At 31.4% G+C, this 26,267-nt stretch carries 22 protein-coding genes and 1 tRNA gene; 12 read left to right on the top strand and 11 right to left on the bottom strand.

Going from position 1 to position 26,267, the window contains the following annotated elements:
• Positions 1–190: 190 nt before the first annotated feature.
• The 5 genes from GvMRE_RS06000 (at position 191) to GvMRE_RS05985 (ending at position 3,225) form a co-directional block, all read left to right on the top strand.
• Positions 191–439 carry a hypothetical protein gene (locus tag GvMRE_RS06000; RefSeq protein WP_147410335.1) on the top strand — a complete coding sequence of 83 codons (249 nt, stop codon included), beginning with the start codon at positions 191–193 and terminating at the stop codon, positions 437–439.
• Positions 420–830: a type II toxin-antitoxin system PemK/MazF family toxin gene (locus tag GvMRE_RS05995; protein WP_147410334.1), complete on the top strand. Its 411-nt coding sequence runs from the start codon at positions 420–422 to the stop codon at positions 828–830. The genes GvMRE_RS06000 and GvMRE_RS05995 overlap by 20 nt, the downstream gene beginning before the upstream one ends.
• Before the next feature lie 14 nt (positions 831–844).
• A complete protein-coding gene (locus GvMRE_RS14345) occupies positions 845–970 on the top strand; it encodes a hypothetical protein (protein WP_281267951.1) in 126 nt (41 codons plus the stop codon).
• 274 nt (positions 971–1,244) lie between these two features.
• Positions 1,245–1,517 carry a hypothetical protein gene (locus GvMRE_RS14200; RefSeq protein WP_245939633.1) on the top strand — a complete coding sequence of 91 codons (273 nt, stop codon included), beginning with the start codon at positions 1,245–1,247 and terminating at the stop codon, positions 1,515–1,517.
• Positions 1,518–1,710: 193 nt separating this feature from the next.
• Positions 1,711–3,225, top strand: coding sequence for a hypothetical protein (locus GvMRE_RS05985; RefSeq protein WP_147410333.1), 1,515 nt, complete (start codon positions 1,711–1,713; stop codon positions 3,223–3,225).
• Positions 3,226–3,537: 312 nt separating this feature from the next.
• On the opposite strand, the gene GvMRE_RS05980 is transcribed toward GvMRE_RS05985, so the two are convergent.
• Positions 3,538–3,852: a hypothetical protein gene (locus tag GvMRE_RS05980; RefSeq protein WP_147410332.1), complete on the bottom strand. Its 315-nt coding sequence runs from the start codon at positions 3,850–3,852 to the stop codon at positions 3,538–3,540.
• An 84-nt stretch (positions 3,853–3,936) separates the two neighbouring features.
• On the opposite strand from GvMRE_RS05980, the gene GvMRE_RS05975 reads away from it, so the two are divergent.
• The 6 genes from GvMRE_RS05975 to GvMRE_RS05950 all read left to right on the top strand — a co-directional run bounded on the left by GvMRE_RS05975 (position 3,937) and on the right by GvMRE_RS05950 (position 10,216).
• Positions 3,937–6,837 (top strand): N-6 DNA methylase, encoded by a 2,901-nt coding sequence (locus GvMRE_RS05975; RefSeq protein WP_147410331.1) that lies wholly within the window; start codon positions 3,937–3,939, stop codon positions 6,835–6,837.
• 46 nt (positions 6,838–6,883) lie between these two features.
• Positions 6,884–8,251, top strand: a complete 1,368-nt coding sequence (locus GvMRE_RS05970; protein ID WP_147410330.1) for a transposase — start codon at positions 6,884–6,886, stop codon at positions 8,249–8,251.
• A 474-nt stretch (positions 8,252–8,725) separates the two neighbouring features.
• Positions 8,726–8,935 carry a hypothetical protein gene (locus GvMRE_RS05965; protein WP_147410329.1) on the top strand — a complete coding sequence of 70 codons (210 nt, stop codon included), beginning with the start codon at positions 8,726–8,728 and terminating at the stop codon, positions 8,933–8,935.
• Positions 8,936–9,034: 99 nt separating this feature from the next.
• Positions 9,035–9,301: a hypothetical protein gene (locus GvMRE_RS05960; protein ID WP_147410328.1), complete on the top strand. Its 267-nt coding sequence runs from the start codon at positions 9,035–9,037 to the stop codon at positions 9,299–9,301.
• Positions 9,302–9,323: 22 nt separating this feature from the next.
• Positions 9,324–9,812 carry a hypothetical protein gene (locus GvMRE_RS05955; RefSeq protein WP_147410327.1) on the top strand — a complete coding sequence of 163 codons (489 nt, stop codon included), beginning with the start codon at positions 9,324–9,326 and terminating at the stop codon, positions 9,810–9,812.
• Between the two features lie 188 nt (positions 9,813–10,000).
• Positions 10,001–10,216, top strand: coding sequence for a hypothetical protein (locus GvMRE_RS05950; protein WP_147410326.1), 216 nt, complete (start codon positions 10,001–10,003; stop codon positions 10,214–10,216).
• A gap of 219 nt (positions 10,217–10,435) precedes the next feature.
• On the opposite strand, the gene thyA is transcribed toward GvMRE_RS05950, so the two are convergent.
• From thyA to GvMRE_RS05895, 10 genes are all read right to left on the bottom strand, one after another.
• Positions 10,436–11,470 carry a thymidylate synthase gene (gene thyA, locus GvMRE_RS05945; RefSeq protein WP_216361627.1) on the bottom strand — a complete coding sequence of 345 codons (1,035 nt, stop codon included), beginning with the start codon at positions 11,468–11,470 and terminating at the stop codon, positions 10,436–10,438.
• A 188-nt stretch (positions 11,471–11,658) separates the two neighbouring features.
• Positions 11,659–11,733 (bottom strand) — tRNA-Ile (locus GvMRE_RS05935).
• A gap of 2 nt (positions 11,734–11,735) precedes the next feature.
• Positions 11,736–12,452 carry a YebC/PmpR family DNA-binding transcriptional regulator gene (locus GvMRE_RS05930; RefSeq protein WP_147410325.1) on the bottom strand — a complete coding sequence of 239 codons (717 nt, stop codon included), beginning with the start codon at positions 12,450–12,452 and terminating at the stop codon, positions 11,736–11,738.
• Positions 12,453–12,662: 210 nt separating this feature from the next.
• Complete coding sequence (gene tyrS, locus GvMRE_RS05925) at positions 12,663–13,805, bottom strand: tyrosine--tRNA ligase (protein WP_147410324.1); 1,143 nt, start codon at positions 13,803–13,805, stop codon at positions 12,663–12,665.
• A gap of 13 nt (positions 13,806–13,818) precedes the next feature.
• On the bottom strand, positions 13,819–14,460 hold the full coding sequence (gene rplD, locus GvMRE_RS05920; RefSeq protein WP_147410323.1) for a 50S ribosomal protein L4: 642 nt from the start codon (positions 14,458–14,460) through the stop codon (positions 13,819–13,821).
• Positions 14,461–15,045: 585 nt separating this feature from the next.
• On the bottom strand, positions 15,046–15,435 hold the full coding sequence (locus tag GvMRE_RS05915) for a hypothetical protein (protein WP_147410322.1): 390 nt from the start codon (positions 15,433–15,435) through the stop codon (positions 15,046–15,048).
• A gap of 27 nt (positions 15,436–15,462) precedes the next feature.
• Positions 15,463–18,726 carry a hypothetical protein gene (locus tag GvMRE_RS05910; protein ID WP_147410321.1) on the bottom strand — a complete coding sequence of 1,088 codons (3,264 nt, stop codon included), beginning with the start codon at positions 18,724–18,726 and terminating at the stop codon, positions 15,463–15,465.
• 6 nt (positions 18,727–18,732) lie between these two features.
• A complete protein-coding gene (locus tag GvMRE_RS05905; protein ID WP_147410320.1) occupies positions 18,733–19,848 on the bottom strand; it encodes a hypothetical protein in 1,116 nt (371 codons plus the stop codon).
• 36 nt (positions 19,849–19,884) lie between these two features.
• Complete coding sequence (locus GvMRE_RS05900; protein WP_147410319.1) at positions 19,885–22,581, bottom strand: leucine-rich repeat domain-containing protein; 2,697 nt, start codon at positions 22,579–22,581, stop codon at positions 19,885–19,887.
• A gap of 157 nt (positions 22,582–22,738) precedes the next feature.
• On the bottom strand, positions 22,739–23,344 hold the full coding sequence (locus GvMRE_RS05895) for a PPC domain-containing DNA-binding protein (protein WP_172575288.1): 606 nt from the start codon (positions 23,342–23,344) through the stop codon (positions 22,739–22,741).
• Positions 23,345–23,583: 239 nt separating this feature from the next.
• Here GvMRE_RS05895 and GvMRE_RS05890 point away from each other — a divergent pair, with 239 nt between their 5' ends.
• Positions 23,584–26,217 carry a hypothetical protein gene (locus tag GvMRE_RS05890; protein WP_147410317.1) on the top strand — a complete coding sequence of 878 codons (2,634 nt, stop codon included), beginning with the start codon at positions 23,584–23,586 and terminating at the stop codon, positions 26,215–26,217.
• Positions 26,218–26,267: the final 50 nt, after the last annotated feature.

Genomic DNA, 26,267 nt, shown 5'->3' with positions numbered 1-26,267 from the left:
GCAGTAGTTATTTAATCATTTTTTCCTTATTAACCAACTTTCCTAAACTCTTGGCTAACTCTTTTTTAACCCTTTAACTGTAAGCAGGGCGTAGCCCTTACATAATGGTTTTTTGGTTAAAAGATTATACTAATATTTTAGTGGGTGGCGAGAATTTTCGCAAAAAAAGTTTAAATTAAAAATAACTATTATGAAAGAACTCTTAATAATTAAAACTGATAACAGTGCTAAAATAAAAAGTCTCTTAGATAAAAACAATGCTAATTATGAAGTGGTTTATAAAGACACAGTTAACTTGACCGAAGAAGAAATTTATCGTCGGGATATGCGTTTAGCAAATAAAGATAAAGAACGACAAAAAGAAATAAAGTTTTGAGATAAAATTCAAAGCCAGGACAACGCTAAATTAAAAGACGATAATGAGTGAGATTGAAACTAACCAAAAGGAGACAGTTAAACCACCCAAATTTGGAGAAGTCTATAAGTGTGCTTTTTATGAGGAAACTATTGGCACTGAAATCAAAGGATTTCGCCCTGTGCTAATTATTTCTACCAAATGATATAATGAGGAGAGCGACCGCATTACTATTTTGCCTTTAACTCGGGCTTTTAACCAGCAAGGTCAAGCCAAGTATGTTTATGTTTGAGAAGCAAAAGTGCGAGTAGCTAACCAAGAAGGGAAAATTTTGACCGACCAAATTCATAATATCGACAAAGAAAGGTTAAAAGAGAAAATTGGCGAGTTATCTAACGAAAAAATAATTGAGGTAATGAAAAAGTTGCGAATGTTGATTAATTTTTTCCCTGGAAAGATAAAAGCCAAGTTATAAATAAAATTATTTATATGAATAATGACGCTCAACAGCATATAAACCAAATCACCCGTAAAGGACACATTTATTACCTAGACATAAGCAATAGAGACCTAGCAGGAAACGTTAAGCGAGTTTACTACTCTCCAAAGTTTTAATGCTGCCAATAATCAGTTTGAGAACCTGGATTTCTTAAATAGTTTACCGAATAAGGAAAAACTACAAAGCCTTAATCTTTTTGGCAACCAAATCCAAGAAATAGATTTTGCCAAGTTATTTACTGATTTTCCCAACCTAAAACGTATTAATATCAGCAAAAATCCGGCTAGTGCGAAAAACTTAAACAACCTAACCAGCGAGCAATTTAGCAAAATCATTGAGGGCATCAAAAACAAACAAATCCAACTTAATTGCTGAAAAGGCACTGTGCTAATGGATTTACTGGTTCATGCCAAAGAATTAGTTTCTAGGGGCAATGCTAATCAACAAACCCAAGCTCATATGGCTTACTTACAAGAAATAGTTAGTCAGCCGCAAAAAGCAGAAATCAGAAAATCAGCACCAAATAATAGCCAAAATAACACCAAAAGCCCGAATAATAGTACTTATCTATTAGTTGGCGGCTTAGTTCTTTTTGGCTTGGCTGTTTTAGGAATTGGTTACTGGTTGGGTAAGAGGAAAAATAAACATTTCAACAAAGATTAAATTTTTTCTGAAAAACTTTTAGCAAAAATCTCTCCATTTTTAAAACCAAAATCACACAAAATTCACCTTAAATTTTCCTCTCTTTCGCGCGCGCATATTCATTATTTAAAAAAAAACTAAAAAAGAAAAATTTATAAATTTGGTGAACCAAATTATTATAAAAAAAAATTTTTGGTGTAAAAATATATATGTTATGAAAAAGGTAGAAAAAATAATTGCTCACTTAAAAGAAGTGAATCAAGAATTAGAAAATAATGAAAATTTAAAAAAACTCGAACAAGAACTAACTAAAAAAGAGCAAATTAAGGAAAAACTTATAGAAATTTCTAAGTATGGAAATTATCGTTCTTTTGAATTGACTGAAGAAGCAAAAGGCGATGATATACTATTAGTTTCAGTTCCCCGCGAAGAGCAGAAAAAGAGGGTAAATACCGGTACTCTAAATAATTTAATTAGGCAAATTAATATCATCTTTGCTCATTTTGATTGTCCTTTTCCTGACACCGGATTTTCGGATGACGAAAAAGTTAAATTAGTTACTAGCATTCTTGGTAATAAATCTCTTTCTCGAGAAGAAATTTTGGAAAGTGTGGACGCTACTAATCGAGAAAAAGATGAGAAATGGGAAGAGAATGATCCGCAAGTAAATAAAGAAAAAGGAATAACCGAGCCAAAAACTCATTCTTACGAATGATTTAAGCGGTGATGGAAGTTTCACCAGCAGTTTCCGAGAGTAGAGTTTGCTTATGGATCAGGTGAAGAAGACTTTGTTGACTATCCAGTTCTTCAAGAATTTCCTATTACTGAGGGAAAAATTGAGGGAGAAAATAATACTTCTTATACTAAATATAGAGATCCGGTTAGAGCCATTAAAGATAAAAAAATGTATGAAAATCGAGATTGGATTGAAAAACATCTTTTTAATCCGGAAACCAAAGGAAAATATCTTTTCATCCAAAGTTATCTAGATACAGTTCCCGGACAGGAAATGCTTATTTCACCATATAAAGATTTCTATGCCGCTGATTTTATTAAATATTTTCATACTGTATTTAGCCATCTAGATTATAATTCTTTACTTTACCGAAGATTAAAGCCTGAAGAAATGTGCGAAAAGTACAAGTATGATATTCTACATATGGTTACCTGACAGCCTAAACTAGGAAAAGAAAATAGTCGTGATTATTATGATCATGAAACAAAGGCAATTAAGGGGACTACGAACTCTTTGGACGGATGAAATTATCTATCTTTGGAAGATGAAGCAGTAGAAAAAGGATACGTGCATCGTTTTACTGATATTAAACCGGGCGTTGAAGGATTAGTTGAAGTTGTAGAAAATATATTTTATAAAAATGAAATTTTAGCAACATTTATTAAGCAAATGGCTAGTCAGGAATTAAGCAAAGATGACCAGATAGTCACTGATTTGACTAATATTTATGTTAATAACTTACAAGGAAAAATCCCAACTAATTACCAAGCAGTCGATAATGAAATTAAACGATTAAAAGGTGAGTTGGAAGCCGAAGAGTGATTTAAAAAACTGCCTCAAGAATCAAAAGAAGTTTGAGATTGTCTATTTAGTGGTTCTTCGCACGAGAAAGATAAAAGTTTAGAGCAACAGTTAGATGATCTTCAAATTCAAGAACAGCAGACTCAAGCCCAAATTAAGCAAGTTGATTTGTTGCTAAGAGGGAATAAATAAGTTTGTAAAAAAATCGAAAGGGTAAAAAATTGTGGTAAGAAATATATTATTAATTGGTCGCACAGGAAATGGAAAAACAACATTAGCGAATGTGCTATTTAACAAAAACAATAATTTTGAGGAAGTGTTTAAAGAATCAGCCGGTAGTGTCAGTGAAACTAGGGAACTTCAAATTGAGTTAATGAAAGTAGATTTGGATAATAAATATTCCACAAAAAGTTTTATGTGGAGAATGCTTGGCCAACTATTACCTTATGCGAAATTATTTTCCGCTTTCAACAAAAAATATTTAGCTGATTTCAACATCTTAAACTATTCGGGTTTGTTAAGCTCAATAGTGGCTAATTTTTTATATTCACGAAGATTTTGCCTAGCTAGTTCATTATAAACTTTGCCTAACAATAAAGTATCAATTCTTTTTCTTTCGTTAGGTTCTACTTCTCCTACTTCTAAATTTTTTCAAAGATTAAATAGAGCTAGTTTTTTTTCATAGACTCCCTTATGACTATTGAGAATATTTCCTATTTTCCGAGCAAGTTCTTTTTCTTCCTCTTTATAAACTAAAAAAACTTTTCCGCATTGAGGACATGATTTATTCATTTTTTCGTTGCTTATTTTTTTATTCATGATTAACCTTTCTATAATTGTTTTTTAAAAAAACATTCATAATCTACTAAATCCTCATAAGTCAAAAAATTAATTAAAGGCAAGATGATAAAAAACCCATTTAATGAAAGTGACATTGAAACAATTACTAATGATAAATTAAAAGAATTGGGTTGAATTCTTGACCCTCATCATGGCTGTCGTAATGTTTACAAACAACAACCTGCTACTAAAGAGCAAAAGAAAAAAATGAAAGGCAAACGAGCGGATTACACTCTTTACCAATCAGGAACTACTAATCCGCTTATCATTATTGAAACAAAAAGACCAAACGAAAACATTGCTGAAGCATTAGAACAAGGAATTAGTTATGCGAAAGATATTAAAGCACCTTTGGTAATTGCCACAACCGATGAAATAACTAAATGCTTTCATGTTAATCTCGAACAAACTTTAACTCGTGATGGCGATGAAGTAAGAGAATTATTTAGTGAAGAAGACGCCTTAAAGTTCATTGAACAACCTCGTTTAATTACTAAAGAAGACAAAGTTATTGTAGACCGCCAAGGATTAATTAAAATTTTCGGAGAAGCTAATGATTTATTAAGAGAAGATGGATTACGAAAAGATGAACGCTTTTCGGAATTTGCTAACATTCTTTTTTTAAAGATAATTAGTGAGATGGAGGAAATTAAAGAAAAACCTATTGTTGAAAAAATACATTTGTGAAATTCTTGGGCAAAAGAAAAAGGAGATAATTTAAAGAGTCGAATTGATGGTGCTTTGGGAGCCTTTAGAAAAAAGTATCAAGAAGAAGAACTATTTTCGATTAGTAAAATTAAAAGTGTTAAAGTAATTGAAGAAATTGTTGCTAAACTCAATCCTTTATCTTTAGTAGAAGTTGATAGTGACATTAAAGGAGATGCTTTTGAATATTTTCTCCGAGCCTATTCAGGACAAAAAAATAACGATTTAGGGGAATATTTTACCCCTCGACATGTTATTAGGAATTTGGCAAGTATTTTACAACCTCGCTTTAAGGATAAAATTTACGACCCTTTTTGTGGCACTGGCGGAATGCTTATTGAATGTTTTAAACATGTTAGCAAACAAACCAATCCTAGTGAAAAAGAAAAATTAAAAGAATGTTTTCATGGCAATGAAATAACTACTATTGCTAGAACCGCTAAAATGAATATGATTTTGTTTGGAGATGGACATAATAATATTCAACAAATAAATAGCTTTCAGTATCCTATTGATAACAAATATGATTTGATAATCACTAATATTCCTTTTGGGTTAAAAGAAAAAGATTATGGCAACAAATATAAAATAGTTTGTGATTATGGTGATTGTTTAGCTATTCAACATTGTTTAAGAGCATGTAAATCCGGTGGAAAAGTAGCTATGATTATGCCCGAAAATTTTTTTACTAACAAAAAGTATAAAAAATATCAAACTACTAGGAAAGAAATTGTAGACAATTATTCTATTCAAGCCATTATTTCTTTACCTCAACATATTTTTGAACCTTACACAGGAGCCAAAAGCTCGGTCATCATCATTGAAAAGAAAAAAAAGACCAAAGACTATTTTTATTATTACCAAATTAAAAACGATGGCTTTACTTTAGATAAACAACGGAAAAGAATTGAGGGAGCTAATGACTGGGATATATTAGTTTCTTCTTATGAAAAAAGAGTAATAAAAGAAGAAGCAGAAGCGGTTTCGCCTTTATTTACTAAAATTTACTACCAAGACATCAAAGATGATAAATATAATCTTTTGGCTGAGCCTCCTGTTCTTCTTTCTCCTAACGAACAAGAAGGAAAAGAATATGTTTCTTTATCAGAAATTGCTGTCGCTTGGCGAGGTTGTTTCGAACCAAAAAAAGAAGAATTTATTAACAAAGGCTTTGCCAAAGTTTACCAATCTAGTCATGCTACTAATGATGATTTTTCACTAGGAAATCGTTATATTACAGAAGAAAAATACCAACAATTAAAAAAATATGAACTACAAGCAGGAGATATCATTATGAGTTTTTCAGGCACATATTTAGGAAAGGTGGCTCTTTTTCCTGAAACAGCCGAAAGAGGAATTGCTTGAAGCATGGGAATAGCAGTTATTAGAATTAAAGAAGAATGAAAAGATAAAATCTTGCCCGAATACTTATTAGCCGTTTGTCGAACACCACAGATGGAAAAATTCTTGCTAGCCAAAACTTTTGGTACTACAATTCAAAGCTTGCGATTAGACATTTTAAAAAAATTTCTTGTGCCTATTCCATCATTAAAAGAACAGGAAAAATCCATCAACCAACTAAACAAAATTAAGGAAAATATCAAAAATGCTCAAAAAACCATCGATGACCTAAATTCCTCTCTCTCTCTCTCTCTCTCTCTCTCTCTCTCTCTCTCTTGTGAAATCAAGAAAATTAAGAATGTTTGCTTAATAAATCCTTCTAAATTAGAAGTAAAAAGCAAGCAGAACCTAGAAGTATCTTTTTTGCCAATGGAAGATTGTGAAGAATATTCTTTATGAGTTTACCCACGAAAAACAAAGCAAATAGAAGAAGTTCGCAAAGGTTATACTTACTTTGCCGAAAATGATTTACTAATTGCTAAAATTACTCCGTGCTTTGAAAATGGTAAAATGAGTATTGCCAAAGATTTAAAAAATGACATTGGTTTTGGCTCTACCGAATTTATTGTTTTGCGAGCCAAACCAGGAATTTTAATTGAATGAGTTTATTATTGCTTACGAAATTCTAATTTTTTAGAAGAGGGCAAAAAACACATGACAGGAACTACTGGCAGACAAAGATTAAAACAAGGATTTATAGAAAATTATTTGATTCCTTTGCCTACTTTGGAAGTTCAAATGAAATTGGTTAAAGATTGGAAAGAAGAACAAGAAATAATTAGTTATCAAAAGAGAAGTATTAGTTTATTGAAAAAGAAAGAACAAAGGTTTTTAGAGAGCATTTGAGAAAATAAATAACACTTTTCTTATTTTACTTTGTAAAATAATATATATAAACTAATCTATGGAGTATCTTGCCAAAATCATCAGAGAAACAAAAACTGAAAGCAAACAATTTTGGCAGTATGATTTTCTTAATCTTCAAACAGGCGAAGAGGGTAGTTTTTATCACAAAGAAAAAGTAGATTATTTTCCTAGTCTGCCTGGAAAGCTAGAACTCTGTGAAGATGAGCAAAAACAAAAATTTTATCAAGACTTCGACCAAGAAGTTTTTAAAACTGCTGAAGAATTTCGGAAAGCAGAAGAACTAGAGGCTTCAATTAAATTACGAAAAGAACTGAAAGAAAATGTTGAGGAAATAAAAAACAACCTTGATGAGGAGCGAATAAAACCTACTCCTCAACTAGTAGCTAGGTTGCGAAAACTAGGCATTACTCAAAAGTTATTAGCTACCAAAGTTTTTTATGTAGATGAACGAACTATCAGGAATTTAGAGAAAAAAGCAAAATTACCTAGTAGAAAACTTAAAAAAAGAGGTCGCAAACGAAAAATTATAGGCTATAATTTGAAACTTTTGAGAAATTTCACTAAATCTAAAGAAGATAAGAGTATAAAAACTCAACAAGAAATAGTCAAAGAATATCAAAAAATAGGTCTAGAATTACATCAGTCAACTATTTCCCGAGCTTTAACAAGAGAAAATCAAACTTACAAACGAGCAAGCAAACGATATTCTGAATTAGACATAAAAAGAGCCAAGCAATTCATTAGAGAAAAATATTGACTTTATTCTTATCCATACTGTTTTGCTTTAGATGAATTTGGTTTTTATTCAAATGAAGTTCCTCGTTCTGCTCTTTCTCGCAAAGGCTGTCCAGTAGAAGTTATTCAACCAGGAGAGAAAGGAGATTACTACAGCGTTATCCTTTGTGTTCAAAATATAGCAGGGCGGTCTAAAATCAAAGTTAGTTATAAACCAATTAAAAATGTTAGGAAAAAACGGAAAAAAAAGAATAGTAAAAAGAAAGAAACTACTAAAAATGGAACCAAAGCAGTAGACTTTCATGACTTTTTAGCTAGTATTGAGTTCCCGAGTAATAAAGAGTGTCATGTTCTTTTAGACAATGCCACAATCCATCGTGCCACTAAAGTTTGTATAAAAGCTGGTCGGCTTCCGATTAAAGAATTAGCAGTTAAAAAAAGAATAATACTGGAATACTTGCCTCCTCGAGCTCCTATGATAAATCCAGCCGAACTTTTTATCAATAATATTAAGGATTACATTAAAAAAGAACGACCTCGAACTGAAGAAAAAGTGAAAAGTGTCATTAAACAGGCTATAAAAGATTTGAAGCAGAAAAATTTGACTGAAACTTTTCGACACTGTCGAGATAAATTAAATGTAAAACTAAACTATAAAAGCGGAAAATAATTTCGCATAAGGTAATATTTAGAAAACATGCCTACTAGAAAGAAGTATTTGTTTAATGAGTATGTGAAGAGGGGATATTGGAAGTAAATTTTAAACAAATAAAAACCCTGTTAACAAAGCCAAGCCTGCTGAATAATACTTGTTAACTGCTAAATGATTTGCATGGTTAGGTGGAACTGCTGTTACCGTTTGGATTCGTGTTTGAGTTGGTGCATCTGTATTATTTAAAGGAATGCTCTGTTTTTTACTATCTACCTGATGAAACTGTATGAAAAAGAATTCAAAAAAATTATCCACTTTTGGAAAAGATAATTAATAACTATACTGAACAGATTTCAAAAGAAAGTTATTTTTTAGAAAAAATCCGAGAAATAGTTAACTAATATTTTAAATCGAGAAATATCAACAAAACAATTTGTGCTGCATAAAATATAAACATTAATTTAAAACTTAAAACTTAATTGTAGATAAAACATGAATAAAATTTGACAAGTAAAAAATCAAAACGACTTAACTTTACAATTAATAAAAGGCTTAGGTTATCCTACTAGAACAAATGAAAAAGGAGAAATCTTTATTTGAATAGAAAAAGAAAAAAAAGAATATAAAATAGGACAAGTAGGAAAGCCTGCTCGCAAAAAAAAGAAACTAGATGATGATGAAATTATTGATGTAGTAGTTTAAAAATATAATATATAATCTGTGATTGTTAATTGAACAGACTAGTCCAGTCAGATTTGGAAAGCGGTTTCCTCGGCTGGCTGGTCTATTGAGTTAGCAATTATGGAAACCGCTTTAACTAGTCAAAATAAAATCACCCTTTCGAGGAAAACAAAAAAAGACCGCCACAGGGAAAACTATTGACGAGATTATTATCAAACTAATCCCACAAGAAAAGAATACAGCAAGGATTACATGAGAATGCGGAGACTAATTGCTGACTATTTTTCTCCTTTTAGTGTTGTTAACAAAAAATCTTTCACAGGCACGCATAATATAGCATCTAAGAAAAATAATAAAGAAGTTTTTTTTTCCCCCAAAACAAAATAGAAAGAGAACTAGGAGGGAAATATTGGAGGAGTGTTTGGATAAAGGGTTTGTTCGCTTGGCTACTGTATTAACCAAAAATAGTAAATGTCAGCCAGTTAAAAAGTATTGAACTTATGCTAATTTTAAGGAGTGGTTAAACAAGAAGCGATTACTCGAAACCTATAAGCAATGAAGTATCAGAGGAGGAAAAAGGATTGGTCGCAAGTTTTTATCTTTTTTGGATGTGGATATCGAACAAGAGAAATTTCCAAATTGATTAAAAGGGCAATTAAGAAAGAAAATCGTCTTGCTTTTAAAAAGAATTCGGGTTTGCTATGTTGAAACTAAACGAGGATTTCACATTCCTATTTTGTCAAAGGAATTATTACCGAATGAAATTGTTTATCATATTGACAGTTGAAAAAAAGTAAAAAGAATAATTGGGAGTATCCAAAGTAAAGGAAAATTTGTGATTGGTTTTGATAGTCCTGATAAAGTATTAGTAGCTAATGAAGGCAAATACTTGGAATAGTAATTGAGAAAGATAAAGAAGTAACTCAACAAATAGGACTAACTTTGCCTGAAACAGAAGACATTTTATATTATCGCATTAACCCTTTTTACTTTTGATAGATTAGTGACTTATGCCACTAAATTATTTAAGAACGAACCATTAAAAAAATTGGGAGCAATCAGGACTTAGGAATTAAAACTTATTTAATGGCCAAGACATGGTTCAAACTTCTCGACAAAGAATACAGCCAAATCGACCGAGAATGACAATGAACTTATTTGCTTTTAATCCCTTTTACCTTTAATAAGCAAATGATTATTAAGGTTACCATTACTGACATTGAATGAAAAGATACTAGAGATATAGCCGTTAGAGAACCTAAGCCTAAGAAAAAATCTAGAACAAATAGAAGAAGATTTTAAAAAGAAAAAAATAAGAGATAAATCCTAAGGATAATATTAATTTTGTTTACTACACCTTTTTAGGGAAAGCCTAAGAAGATATAATGTAAAAACAGTGTTTTAACGTTATCTTAAATCATTGTAATTGTAGTGGAGATGTTTTTTATTTGTTCAGTATTCAATACCCTATTTTAAGTAATCAGTCTAAATTCTAATCGTGGTAATTAACTTCATCATCAATTAAACAGCTACTTCTCCCCTAATTGTTGGCCAAGAGTGATAATTTTTTAAAATAATATCTTGAATAGTAAAATCAAAAATAGAAATAATTTGAGGATTTAATTCTACCTGGGACAAAATTTTTGGTTGACGGGCAAGTTGAATTCTAATTTGCTTTAAATGGTTCAAATAAAGATGGGCATCACCAATAACATGGACAAATTTCCCTGCCTTGTAGCCGCAAACCTGTGCTAACATCATAGTTAATAAAGAATAAGAAGCAATATTAAAAGGAACTCCTAAAAATAAATCACCACTTCTTTGATAAAGCAAACAAGATAAGCGATAATCAGGAGAAACTTCAAATTGGCAAAGTAAATGGCAAGGTGGCAAAGCCATTTTTTCTAATTCATTAGGGTTTCAGGCTGTCAAAATGTGTCGGCGAGAAAACGGATTATTTTTTAAATTTTCAATTAATGACTTTAATTGGTCTACTCCATTAAAATTTCGTCACTGCTTACCGTAAATTGGACCTAAATCACCGTATTTTTTAGCAAATTTTTGGTCTTTTTTAATTTTTTCAACATATATATTTAAATGCAATTTGTCAGTATCTAAAATTCATTTTTTGCTTTTTTTTAATTCTTTTGCTATTTCATTAATAGATGGTTTTCTGACCAGTTTTTTAAATAGTTTTTTTTCGGCTTGTAGTAATTTTTTTATTCTTAAAAAATGTGGTGAAGGCTTTTTTACCACTTTAATTCTTGGGTTCTCAATTATTTTTGCTTTGTATTTTTCAAAGGCTCAATCATTTCAAATATTTACATTATTGTCCACCAAATACTTAATATTAGTGTCTCCTTTGATAAATCACAATAATTCATGGACTATTAAACGAAAAGGAATTTTTTTGGTAGTTAAAAGCGGAAATCCTTTCTTTAAATCAAACTCCATTTTAGTGCCAAAGTAAGAAATAGTGCCAATACCGGTGCGGTTTTTTTTCTTTTGCCCTTTTTCAAGCACTAAACGACAGGTTCGCAAATATTCTTCATTCATTTATATAGTTTTTTGTAGTTCTTTATTGTTAAGAAATAAAAATTATACTTTTTGTATTCTCAGTTTTGTTTATCGTCTAGAATTTAGTAAAAATAACATCGCTCTTGGGACTTTTATTTCTTGCTTATTTTTGATTATTGTTTGCTAAAAAAAAATCAGAAAAAATTGTTCGTAAATTGCTTTAAATATGGTAGGGCTGGGTGGAATCGAACCACCCTCGCACCGGTATCAACGGTGAATTTTAGCCGCTAAACTACAGCCCTGTTTAACTTATATTAATTGCAAAGTTAAATTTACCTTGGTTTTGTTTTAATCTTTGTTTTAATTTTTGGGCATACTCTTGAGCTTCTTGGCTGGCTAATTCTTGAAAAACTAGTGGTTGCCAAATCTTTTTTTTGCTTTTAATAAAACAAAAATCTTTCCCAAAAAGGCAATTTTCTATTGCTTCACCAATTTCTTTTTCCATAAAGATAATTTTTACTTGTTCATTGCTTGTTTCTATTTGTTCAATTTTATTAATTATTTCAGAAGGCAAGGTTGTTAACAAGTACTCTTCCAGTTTAACAGTCTTGTTTCTGCTTTCTAATTCCCAAAAACTAACTTTACGAAAATAATAAAGTAAACTGTTTTTGTTTATTTCTTTTCATTTTAGTTCTTTGCTTAAAGAATTAATGGTCTCCGTTTTTTTTTCTTCATCTTTTCCTTCACAATAAAGAACAATTTCAAAAGGAGCTTGATATAGTTTACCAAAATAATCGTCAGCCTTGTCTTTTTTTTGTTTTCACTTTTCCCAGATTTTATATACTTTTTCTTTGGGAAAACTATGCTCGCGAGCAAGAATTAAAGCTTTTTCAGAAATTTTCCCTTCTTGGCGAAGCAAAAGTTCAATTTCTCTCCTTATCCTTTGGTGTTCTTGACCGCGGACCTGGGCTTGCCGGTCTTTTCTTCATTTAACATTTGCTGAGTGGGAATGTCCTGCCATTTTGTATAAATTATTTTTAAATATTTCTTTGGTAATTTATATGATATTAATAGCCCTATCTGCTCTTTTTACATAAATTTTATACACAACTGCGAGAACTATGTTGTCGCTATTTTCCTCGTGAATGTAGTATTTTGTGTCATATATAAATTACCTTTACCCAAATTAAAATCTACTTGCTTATTTAATTGGTCAGTGATTATTTATGTATTAATTTCTCTCGTTTAATATTTCTCCATAATTAAGAAATCATTCTAATTCTAACAGAATTCTTTGGGGTATTCTTAATTTCTTTGGATTATTTAACTTCAGTAATTCATCAATCTGCTGTTGGCTTAAAAAAGTAAATTGTTTAAGGTACATTTCGGCTTGTTCATCAGTCATATTGCGGAAAAAGTCAAAGAATTCATGGCGAGAGTTATTTAAACTTACTCCGTTATTTTCGCTTTTTGATAATTTGTTTCCTTCTTTGTCAGTTAGCAAATTAAAATTAAAAGCGAAAATCTTAGTTTTCCCTCCCGGATAAAACTTTTCAATTAATTCTAGACCAACAGTTAAATTGCCTCACTGGTCGCTGCCTCCTAGTTGGCCATGACAATTATAGTTTTGGTAAAGATGCCAAAAGTCGTAGGCTTGCAAGAGTGAATAACTAAACTCCAAAAAAGATAAACCAACTTCTGAGTCTATTCTTTTTTTAACAAACTCTTTTTTTATCAAATTATTAACTCTAATTTTTCGTCCCACTTTATCAATAAAGTCAATAAAACTTATTTTGCTCAGTCAATCATTATTGTTTAATATTTTAAACTTGTTATCTTGTAGAGGCCAAATATAATTCAAATATTTTTCTCATTTTTTTTCTTTTTCATCCTCCATACTAATTTTAAATATTTTGTAAATATCTTTTAACAAATTTGGTTTATCGGCATAAAATAGTTCGAGTGGCGCCAGTTTGGTTTTTTTGGCAATTTCAGTCGCAGTTTTCGTCAAAGGAGAACGAATTACAAGACGAGTAACTTGGTTTTTTATTTTATGATAGTAGTTATTTAACTGTTCAGTTTCCAGTCGTTTTCTTTCTACTTCTTTATCACTGGGGTCGCCAATTTTGCTGGTTGCTCCTCCTAAAACTAATAAAATTGTAAAGCCTTCCTTGGCAAAGCGAATAGTTTGAATAAGTTGAAACAGATGACCGATATGAAGGCTTTCTCCAGTGCAATCTATTCCTAAGTAAATTACTTTCTCCTCTGGTTTTAAGTGATAAAAATTTTCTAAATTAGCATGATTTGAAATAATTCCTCTTCATTCTAAATCTTTAAAAAAAATTTTTAACTCATTTTCTAGTTCAGCGGACATGTAAAAGTTCTTTTTAATTATGCTTTAATTTTTCTTCTATTTCATTAAAAGCATCTTGTGTAAAAAGTAGAGTTGAACGATTTATCATTGCGTAAATATTAATTAGTTTACTATTAGTCATTTCTACTTTTGGCAAATTATGAAATGCCCTTTTTGCTTCTTCATTTTTACTTTCTTGCGTAGAGAAAATAATCAAGATTTTTTTGTCGTTTAATTTTAATTGAGCAAGCAAGTTACTGGCTTCTCTTGTTTTGTATTCAGAAAGATTTATTTTGTCAATAATCATTATTTCTCCCTTTGCGTTTTTTTTACTTAACACTGATTGGAAGGCTTTTTTTTTTACTTTTTTGTTAACTTGGCAACGGTAATTTTCTTGACCAGTAGGTCCAAATGATATACCTCCACCACGAAATTGAGGAGCATAACGAGAACCATGGCGAGCTCCACCAGTTCCTTTTTGTCGATATATTTTTCTAGTGCTTCCTTTTACTTCTCCTCGGTTTTTTACTTTGCTAGTTGCTTGTCTTTGATTAGCCAAATAACTACGAATGACTAAGGAAACAGTATGAGCCGAATAAGGTGACTGTCAAAGTTCTGGATTTAAAGGCAAATTGCCCACTATTTCTTGTTTTTGATTAATTATGTTTATTTGCATATTTTTTTAATTATTTATTGTATTGTTTTGCGTTGCTAGTTAATTTTACTATTATTAATAATAATACTTAACTATTTAAAAGTTTATCTATAAAAGTCTCCTTATTCTTTAAATGGGGATATTTAAACACAAGGCATTAAAGTTTAAAAACGGAAGCTAATTTCGCACTTTGTAAATAACATTAAAGAGTTTCTTGACTATCAGTTGCTATGCTAATTTTGTTATATTAACCTTTTAGCAGCACTTCTTATAGCATTTTATTCTTTTAAGTTGATTAACGTTGTTGATTCGACATTTCAATATCGAGAAAAGAACACATTAACAAACTTATGCCCCGAAAATTGTTGAATTTTTAAATGAGAAAGATTTAAAAAGTTTTTGTTGAAATCATTAGGATGCTTATAATGATAAAAATAAGTTATTAGAAACTATAAAAAAATTTGTAGTACTAAAAACTCATTCATATTTTTATGCCTTTTTACTGGATTTGGAGGATAAATTATTTCTCTTAGCCATTTTGAGAATAAGGTTAACCGATCAGCATTAGACCTTTACAAACGCAAGGAAGAAATAACTGCTTAAATGTTATTTCTCTTTTTCTAGTTTCGCTAATTCTTCTCGAAGAGCATCAATTCTATGTTGGTAACTTGTTCATTTACGGAATCTAAAAAGAGCTCAGAATATTCAGGTTGTAACTCAAGCGAAAACAAAAACGAACATTCCTCACTTAATATAATCCATGCGTATTTTATCTGCGTATGGTAATGGCTTTTTAATAACTCCATTAGCGTCTAAAGCCTTTTTTGACATTTTAGCAATTAATATTGGCATGAACCATAAAATTGCTCACGCAATAGCCACTGCTAATAGAAATGCAAAAAGGTTAACAAAAAACCACTTTAAACTGCGGTCTCTTTCCCTTTCTGCTCTTGCTATTTCTTTTTCTAATTCTAATTTTCTTATTTTTGCATCCATAATTTTCTTTCTCTTTTCATTTTCTGTTTATTTCTCAGCTTCAGGCTCAGTTACTCCCTCTTCTTCTTCACCACCTTTTTTACCACTTGTTAAGTATCAAATTAAACCACCGACGATTGCTACAATACCTACAATAATAAGTACCCAAGCCCAACCAGGTAATCCTTTTTTGGGTGGTTCTTGTTCTTTGCCATCTTCTGGCTTTTTATCTCCTTCACCAGTAGTTGGTGGTTTTTTGTCTTCTTCTTCACCAGTTGGTGGTTTTGTGCCTCCCGGTGGAGTAGTTTCAGTTGTTAAAGTAGCCAAATGAGAATTTGCTTGTTGTCTAAGAGTTTTTTGCTCTTCAGTAGCAAGATTATTGTTAATCAAATCATCTAATCAACCAATTACTCTTTCTAATTTTTCCTTATCTTTGGCAGTAATTTTTTTAACTTCTTCTTCACTAGTTATTCCTTCCTTATTAATTTGGTAATTACGAACTTTTTTATGTATTTCTTTAGGTTCAGCGTTTCAAATGCTTTTGATGTCTTTACCTTCGGCTTTCAAGAATTCTTCATCTATTCCGTCTTTTAAACTTTTTAATGTTTCCTCTTTATAATTCTGATTTACTCATCTTTGAATGATTCGGTATTCAGCATCATTTTTAGAATCTAAGCCCATGGCGTCTCCAGGTTTTTTAGCCAGTCGGCGAAGGAAGTCATTCAAGACAGCATCACCCTTTCGGTTATCACCACCATTAATATCAACAAAATCGTCGATAGATAAATTACACTCTCTTAATTTATTGATTCAGCTTAGCACAACTTCATTTTTGTAATCTTTTCGGTCATCGGTACTTGCTTCAATGTACTGATTCAAACGATATTTTAAAATGTAGCCTAAAAGATCACTTTTTAGGTCAGTAGTAAGACTTTTCTCCGCAATTCATTCACTAAGACTGTCGTTTTTATATTTAGGTCCGCCTTTTTTATCTTCTTTCATTCAAGTTTTAAAATTCTCATCAGTTCGCAAATCATTTTTATAGGTAATTAAGTCGTAAAAATCGTTTCCTTCACCATAACCAGCCCCTTGTCAAGCCGCTAAAATTCTTGAATTGTAACGATTTCCGTCTTTTAAGATTTCTCGCAGAGTAGCCTCTAAATTCATGACAGCAAGTTTCGCACCTTTAAGTTTTTCCCGAATAGCCAATTCATTTTCACTGAGAGTGATTAACTCGTTCATTTTGTCTAAATAACCAAGAGCATCCTTAACGATTTTGTTTTTATTATTATCCATGTTTTCCAGTCACTTATCTACATCTTTTTCATTAGTAATTTTTTCCCGACCGAGAAGAACATATAATTTAGACCGTGAATCTTCAAGTCTTTGTTTTAATCCTTTGTTACTGTTATCAGTGTTATCATATTTTTCCCAAGCTTCTCTGATGCCAGCCAATGCACTTTTGGTCTCATCTTTATCAGCGTTTTTAACAAAATAGGACTCAATAGCCGGATCCGTTAACTTAAAATCAGTGTATTTCTTGTCATTGTCTTCTCATTTATTATCTTCTTTTAATCGTTGTCTTAATACTTCTTGGAGTCTTCCAACTTCTTTTTCATAATTTTCGTATCAACTTCAAGTTCTCTTAGTTACTGGTGATCTTGACAAGAAAGTTTTAACATTGCCGGAAAGTCTTACCACCCGTTCTCGTAATCTTTTTTCATCGCCGTATGTTAGTTCAGCATTCCGAGCTTGGAGTTTTTTTATTTCTTGTTCATTTAATCTTCTTTGTTCTAACAAAACTCTTTCTTCCTTTGTGTAATATTCAATATTAATATCATTAATTTTTCTTTGTTTTTCTTTTATTTCATCTCTTTTTTCGTTAACATCTACAAAAGCTTGTATTTCACCTTTATTAAAAGAAACATCAATCTTTCTCATAGTGAAAAAAGAAGGAGGCTTTCCATTAGTAGGTAAACCACTTTTACTATTTGCTATATTGCAACTTTGTAAAGATATTATTGGCTCATTTTTATAAAATTCATTTTTAATTCCATTTTTATCAAAAATATCATGAGATAAATCTATCATTCCTCTAAGACCTGGAGCAATAACATTTTCAAACTTATAAGGTTCATCACCAATTTTTACTTCTATATAATTACTAGATGCATCATTATCATCAGGAAGTCCATGAACTTTGTAATTTTTGGCTTCAAAGTTATCACTTCTCCCATTAATTAAAGTATAGTAGGAAGTGTGCAGAGCAGCATAAGTATTGGTATCTCTTCAAGCATCTGGACCTACTTTATAATTAGTACCATTGGAAGCAAGATTTTCATTAATTAAAAGATTTTTGCCTAATGTGTCAGTAGGGAAAAATTCTTCATTAAAAAGACAAATTCAATCCGCAGCACTAAAAGAAATATGATCGACACACTTTATTCCTAAATCCATAGCAGAAGGTCCATGACCACCTACGATAAACATGTAAGGAGCTTTTGCACTAGTATCATTCCTTTTTTTAGGAAGATAATCATCAAATCATGAACCATATATTTTACTCTCTCCTCCTTTGTTTGCCGCAAATTCAATACTATTTCTAATGGAAACCTTTGACCCATTATAAGTGCCTTGCTGCATTGTAATAACAATTTTACAATCTTTTATTTCTTCATAAGGACCTCAAACTAATTCCTTGCGGGCATAATTACGAAGAAATTCCCATCAACGTTGAAATCATTCATAACTTTGGTAAGTTGGTTCGGTTATTTTTCCCGGTTGTGGTTCTTTTTTTCTTCAATTTGGATCAGTACTATTATTAACAGTTATTACATTACTAGGAGTACTAGGAACAACAGTGGTAGTTGGAATATCAAGAATACTACGAACTAATTCTTCTCTCTGGGCAGCATTGTAAGAATCTAAAAAAGGATTATCAAGACGAGAAAAATAAGCATTCATTTGTTTTGCAATATTGTTTAATTGAAAATAATTTAATCTTAAATCACTACCACCTGGAATGAAAACTTTATAAATTTCTTGTGGTGCACCACTTCCACCAGTCATCGATGCATAAGAATCAAGTTTTGTTTTAATACTTTCATTAATCGATTCAGCATCATCTAAATCCTTATTTAATACTTCGATTTCTTTTTCTAGAGTTTTTGCTTGTTTTTGCTTGTCTTCAACGTTTTTTTGTTCTAGTTTATCACTAATGTCATTATTATAATCATTTAATTGATATATTCTTTGGTCGTTTCTTTCAATTTCTTTTCTTGTTTCTTCAGTTATTTCTCTTTCATTATTCATATATTATTATTTTATAACTCCTTTCAAAATATTTTCACTATTTATGGAATAATTTTTTTTCATAATTTTCATATATACATTTATTTTTATACACAAAAAATTTTTTCTATAAAATACCTCTCTCTCTCTCTCTCTGTATTTGTTGTCAAATATCTTATCCTTTTTGTTTTCTTCTTGTTGAGCAAATTCTAAGCAAGATTTTTCAATATAATTCATCATTGGCTTAAAAATAGACAATTGTTCTTTTATGTTATCAAAGAATTTTCCTCTTTTTAAGTCTTGTCAATTACCATGATAACTTCTTTGTTCTAGAAAATCATAAAAATGATATCTGCTTAATCTTTTACTAATTAATCATTTCTCAACTTTTCTACAATATCACTTTTGGAAAGTTTCAGTAAACTTTTTATCTTCATTTTCTCCACAGTCTAAACAATAGGGTTCTTTTTCGGGTTTTTCTTTAAAAAGCTCAAAAGAGTTATCTCAAGAGATATTTCTGTGACTACAATACTTAGCATCTCCAGTTTTTTTTGTTTGATAATTGGTTTTCACTTGTTCAGGAATATCTTTTTCTCAGGTTTTTAGAATATCTTTCAAGATATCAGCGTGAATACTGTATTCCTCTTTTCTTTCACACTCTTTAGTTAGCTTTTCTAAGTTTTTCAGAAGTTGTTTAAATTGACGATAATCTTCATAAGTAAATGTTTGTTTATCTAGTTTATCTCCTAGTTCATCCATTTGCCGACCATATTCTTCATATTTTTTTTCTAGCTGTTTTCTTTCGGTTTCTTTTGCTTGTTCTCTCTGTTTTTCTTTTCGGTTTTGTTCTGCTTCAGAGCAAGTAGAGCAATTTCCTTCTGGGTGGAAAAAGTCATTGTGTTGACCAATACAATCTATTCCTTTTCTTCCTCCTCCTGCATAGCCACAGGTATCTCCACAAAAGCAATAAGGACATTTAATAAAGGTATCAGGAGCAGAATCATAAGTTTTCCAAGACCTGTTTTTAGCTAGTTGTTTGGTTGCTTCGTCTTTTTCTCAGTAGCAAGTTTCACAGTAAACTTGTCCTAGTTTATCGTGGTAAGAAGCATTGTTTTCACATTTGATACATTTATTTTTATTCATGAATAACCTCCTTTACAGAGAGAGAGAGAGAGAGTATTAATTATTGCCTCCTTTACTTGAACCAAGAAAAGGTTGGGTTTGGATGATTTTTGCTTCTTGGTTAGTTTCTTGTTTATTAACAACTTGTTCTCAAAGGTTATTATAAAGATTAAGGAGTTTTTGATTTTCTTCTTTAAGTTTGGTATTCTCGGTTTGCAATTGTTGACTTCTCGCTTCGCTAGTTAAGGTTTGGCTAAGAGTCTCTTTTAAGACTTTTAATTCTTTTTCTAGCTTAGCCATTTCTTCATTCATTGCTTGCTCTTTAGTTTCTTTTTCTTTGCGGATTTTAGCGGTGCTGCCTTTGCCTTGAAGAAGTTGCTTAGTAAATTCTTTTTCTACAGCTACTAGTTCTTGTTGTTTATTTTTCAAGGAAACTAACCGCTCGTCTTTTTCTTCCAACTCAGTTTCTAGTTCAGCAATTTGATTGCGTTTATCTTCTAATTCCTTTCGTAATTGACCTTTGATGTTAGTTTCTAGTTTTAGTTTTTTACTTAGCTCAGTAAGTTCCTTTTCTAACTGACTAATTTTAGCTTGTTCTTCAGCATTAGGTTTAAGAGTTTGGAGGGTTTGTAATTGAGTTTCTTTTTCGGCTTTTTCTTGTTCTAGTTGCTGAAAAAGAGCTTGTTTAGCAGTTAATTCTTGTTCTAAAGTGAATATTTGATTTTGTAGTTCAGTTAGTTGTCTTTGACTTTGGAGATATTTGGTAGTAGTTTGGGAAAGTTGAGCTTCGAGTTGGCTAATGGCAGTTTGTTTGGCTTCTTGGAGTTGAGTTTGTTCCTGTTGGAGAAGAGTTAATTGTTGTTGAGTTTGAGTAATGTTTTGGCTGGTGAGTTCAGTTTGAGTGGTGATTTCGATAGTTTGTCTTCTAGTTTGAAAATCTTCTTTTAATTGCTGGTATTTTTTTTTAGCTTTTCAGAAATTAAAGATTAAGCGGGCAGCTATTTGTTTTTTTGGTAATTCAGTTTTTCATCTTCGAATCCTGCTGTTATTATCTCCCTGATCTCAAGAAAGTTCCCAAATTTCTTCTAATTTAGTATTTTTGCAATCAAAATACTCTAAACTATCAGATAAATATTCTAAGCCCGAATCTATGTCAGTTTTGTAAATATCTAAATGCTTTAATTTAGTTAAATTCTTCAAAGGTTCTAAACTACCTGCAAAAAGCAAATTATAGCCTAAATCAAGTTCTTCTAAGTTTTCTAAATGACTAAATATTGATAAATCATTAAGAAAATTACTTGTACCTCCACAATCAGAACAACTATTTGTTATTTTAGCTAGCTTCTCTCCTTTTTTAGGCAAAGATAAATTTGATAACGAAAAATTCGCAGAGCAATTAAGTTCAACCAATTTTTCACAATTACTAATATCCAAAGTATCAATGCCATCATAAGTTAAGCAGTTTAAAGTTCCATTAAAAAAGCCATTACTAGAACAATCCAATTTTTCTAAATTCACAAAATCGTTAAAGTTTAAAGAGCCTGTTAATTTTTCTTTGCTAATATCTAGTTCCTTAATCCCTTTTTTAATCTCAGAAGGATACTTTCAATCTAATCAAATTTTGTTTCTTAGTAAATTTTTATCGACAGTATCAGGAGTGTAACCTTGCTGTATTAAATAGAAAACAAAGTCAGGTTCATCTTTCATTATTCCAACTTGAATTCATTCTTTAGTCTTTTCAGAAGTAAAATTATGCTCTTCTCATTGTTGACGATAATCATATTTTTCAAAATCTTTATCAATTTCGTTTCAAGGAGAAAGATACAAATTTCTTAATTCTTCAATAGCCTTTTTTTTGATTCTCTTAGGATTAAGTTGTTTTTCTTTAACTAGTCAATCGGCGAATCCAAAGTCTGTTTTGTTTATATCTAGATTAAACCAGAGTTTAGCCTGTTCAGGACTAAATCCTTTACCTTTTCATCGTTTAGCTTCTAGGCTATCGTATGGATTTAAGCCAATGTTAATCCATTCTTGAACTTCTTTTAGATTAAAATTTTTTTCTTCTCATTCTTGTTGATATTCAACAAATTTCTCGTGAATAACGCTTCAATCATTAGTGTCTTTTAGGTACCTTTCTTTTAATTCATTTAATTTGCCTTCATTGGGAAAAGAATTATTAGGCGTATATCCTTTATTTAATAAAAATTTAGCAAATTGAGCATTTTCTTTGTTTAAGCCAACTTTTAATCATTCTTGAGTTTGTTGAGGAGTAAATCCCAAGATATTTCATTTTCTAGCTATTAGATATTTATCATAAGAATCAAAATCTACCTTTATTCATTCTTGTGATTTTTGAGCAGTAAAACCTTGATCTCTTCATTCTTTAGCTTTTTGACTATCGTCTAGATCTCAACCAGCTTGAATTCATTCCTTAGCTTGTTGAAAATCAAATCCTTGCTCTTTTCAAGAATTAGCCTTATCGACATCGTAATAATGATCGCTAAAGCCTAATTCTATTCACCGCTTAGCTTCTTGAGGAGGAAAATTTTGACTCTTTCATGCTTGAATTTTTTCAATATTCTTTGGTTTAAATCCAGCTTGGATTCACTCTTGGGCTTCTTGATAGGTGATGCCTAACTCTTCTCAGATTTGCTGGTAAGTTTTGTATTCATAACTATCTTCTTCATAATCATCATCAGTGTTTATTTCAGCGAAATCCTCATGGATATCACTTCAATCTTTATTATTTTCCATTATACTTATTTTTTAAGTCTATATATAAGTTATCAGTAAGCTACATATAGATTTTTTTGGTATACCATAAAATATAAGTTATAGACTGAAATCATGAAAAAGTTTAAAGGTTCTTATACGCGTGTAAATATCTTGTTATAGTATCTTTAATGTTTTTTTATTTCTTTTTAGTTTTCTTTTCCTTCATAAAGAGAAGAGAAATCATTGCTATTAATCCTATAATAATAAATCCTACTGGCAGAATAACCTGTCAAGAAGAACCATCTTTATTGTTGGGATTGTTTGATTGAGAAACTCCAGGATTTTTTTCTGAATAAGCAGGGAGGTCTAATAATTTTACATTAACTCTTGTATCTAATTTACGAGTAATTTTTTCTTGGCTTAAAACTTCTACTTTTATTTCAATAGTTAAACCTACTACTTTGGCTTCCAGCAAATGTCCACCAAAGGCTCTTTCCATCTCCCGGTCAATAAAAGTGCCATGTAAATGCACCATTGGCTTACTTAAATCATCATGGTCCCAAGCAATACATCCGATGGCATTTAATAATTCTAATGGTCCTTCAACTTTTTTTATAGGCTCATAACCGGTATTGAAACCAACTGAAAAAGCATACTCCACATCTTTGAGCCCTCCCCCAATTGAAGAGACTCAACCAAAACCAATTTGGGTATCTCGGGCAAACTTTTCCAAACTAGCCGTAAACGAGTCACCTGGTTCAATACGAATAATATAATAATTTCTTAATTTTTTGATCTGCACGATAATATATGTTTTAATTTTAGTCTATTAATAAATCTTTATTTCTATATTTTTTGTATCTTCTTATTTATCAACCAACTATATTAAAAAACAAATAATAATTCTCCGCCGATTTTAAAACAAAAAAAATTACATAACGTTATAAAAATAAATATATATGAATTGAGATATGAAAAAAATTGATATGGAAATAAACCAACGAAGTATTAGACAAAAAAATAAAGGAGGGGTGAAATAATATGGGACTAGCAGAATTTGGAAATGCTTTTATTAGAACGATAAATAGTAGTAATGACAGCGAACTTAGAAAACTAATTCAAATAAATGCCACATTTGGTGGTGGCAATGCCTATATAAACGGTAATAGAATAATTGATGGGTGATACAATCATGTTATAACAAATGCAGATGAAGCTGGTGGTGTTGCAGCTCTTAACTTGTCAGCAGCAGGTCCTTCTGCCCAAAATGCTATGTTGGGCGTTAAAATTGGCAATGTAGATACTACTAATGCTAGTGTTGATGACTGACGAAATGCACAACTTGTTGGTAATGTTGCTGCTCGATATAATTCTGACGAAGCAGGTGTAGTTTGTGCTAAACTTGCTCTAAAAGGTTGACATTTCGTAAACTTTGCTGCGAATAATAGTACCCTTAGGGTTGTGCCAAATGATTATGCGGGTGTTGCTGATGGTAACAAAGACGGCACACGAGATATTGAAGCTAGAAATAATTATACTAACTGAGAAGGAGAATTAAAAACTGCTTTGAATGCTATTCCTCAAGCTAACCGAGTGCGAACAAATGTTACTCCTCAACAAGCCAAAAATTGGTTGAATTTACTTTTTGATTGTAAGGGACGAGCAGTAGTTAATGCTGCTAATGGAGGAAGTAATGCAAGTGCGATAGATCACACTAATCCAGCGTCTGTTCCTCATGCTAATAATGATGATTTAAGGAATAGTGGAGTAGTAAATGGAATAAGCATAAATCAATGAGCAGTACGAATAGCTTGAATGCACAATGCTGGTTGAGATGCTAAGCACGTCATATTTAGTCCGGGTGGTGGTAATAATCAGCGTGCTATGCAAATTAATGCAAACTTTAATCCTGACCCAACTCGTGGTGCGGGCGGTGTATTAAGAGGTTCTTATGAAATTGCTGTTCTTGATGTTGTAGGGAATGTTGCTAATGCTAACTTAGTAACTCCAACAGCTAATAATGTTTATGCTGTGGTTCAAGACACGGTTCATACCACTCTTCAAAATGGAGGTGGTGGTAATCCCGCAGTCAGTGCTGGCACTATACGAACTCAAGAAGTTGGTCCAGGTGGTGTTGCTGGTGTTAATGTTAACAGTGCTCATATTGCAAAAGCTAAAGAATTTTGAGAAATTTTAGAAAAGTTAAGAGAAGCTAACGCAGCAGGAAATGAAGCTGGTGTACAAATAAATGCTAATACTGGAGCGGTCGTTGCTCCTCCTGCGATTGAAGATTGACGAATAGGACAAACTTATACAACTCAGCAAGCTTTACGAGTTTTAGCACGAATTTTTGCTAGTGGCTGAGAAATGAGTGATATTAGCCTTTCTAATAATGACATAGAAATTAGTGCTGCTAAAAGTCCAAATAAAACTCAAATTAGAGGTTCAATAAACATTATTAATAATAATAAAACACAATTGCTTATTGACCGAGCTAAGGGATACGATGATAATGATAAACAGTGGAATGCTGGCGGAAGTCTACCTGTTACTGCTAATGTAGCAAATAGTGTTTTCGACCGAATAGCAGTTGGAGGCAATCTACATGCTAATGGTGATCCTAAAGCGAATGCTACGCGAATAAAAGAAGCCCAAAGACTTCTTAGAATTGCTCAAGAAGCCTATAATCTAACCAAGTGAGACACTAATGCAAATAACTTAGATACAGATTTACAAATTGCAAAAAATGCCGGAGCAGTAAGTGATTTGGGAAGTGCTTTCCGAGCAGCGGATTCAGCAAATTATATAAGTCGTGCACTTATTCATCTAGAAAAATTATATAAAGATAAAGATAAAAAAGATGATGATAAAGACAAAAAAGATCCAACAAATAAAGATAGAGATAGAGAAGAAGCTGAACGAAGAAGAAGAGAAGCAAACGAAAGGCAAGCAAGAAGCGACCTAAGTGCTATTATAGCAAGCATTAAAATCAACGAATTAGATACTGTGGAAAAAATTGATAAAGCTCTTGAAAGAGTTAGAGATTTCCCAAAGAATAATCTTAATCCACAGGCTAATAGCGTGTGAACAACTGACAGCACAACCCAAAATTTAATTAAAGATTTAGAAAACAAAAGAAAAGAATTAACTGGTGATGATAAGAAACCACCAACTGGCGGTGATGATAAGAAACCACCAACTGGCGGTGATGATAAGAAACCACCAACTGGCGGTGATGATAAGAAACCACCAACTGGCGGTGATGATAAGAAACCACCAACTGGTAATGGAGACAAAGTTGACCACGCCAAGGCTAAAGAAGAGATTGATGCTAAACTCAAAGAAGCAGAAGTTAAAGAAAAAGAGTTATTGGAAGCCATCAAGCAAGTTATCAGCAAAGAAAAAGACTATGAAAAACTTGAATTAAGGAAAGTTAAATCAGTAAGTGAAGCCTTAGAAAAATTCAGTACCGTTAGTGAACTTAACAAATTTAAAACTAGATTATTTACTTCCATTGAAAAGCGAGAAGGAAAACCTTATGTAGGCTTTTTCCGTATGAAAAATCCTTGATTATGAGTAAGTGCTTTTGCACTGGTGGCTATTATTGGTGCCGCAGTTTGATATTTCTTCATGAGAAAGCCAAGCGATAAGCAAGAAGGAGAAGAGGAAGAGTAAATTTTCTTTCTCTAATGAAATAAATGGAGAGCAATTTATTTGTTACTCTC

Source organism: endosymbiont GvMRE of Glomus versiforme, from assembly GCF_003546845.1.
Note: the sequence above shows the minus strand (reverse complement) of the source record. Positions and strands in the feature narration are given on the sequence as shown.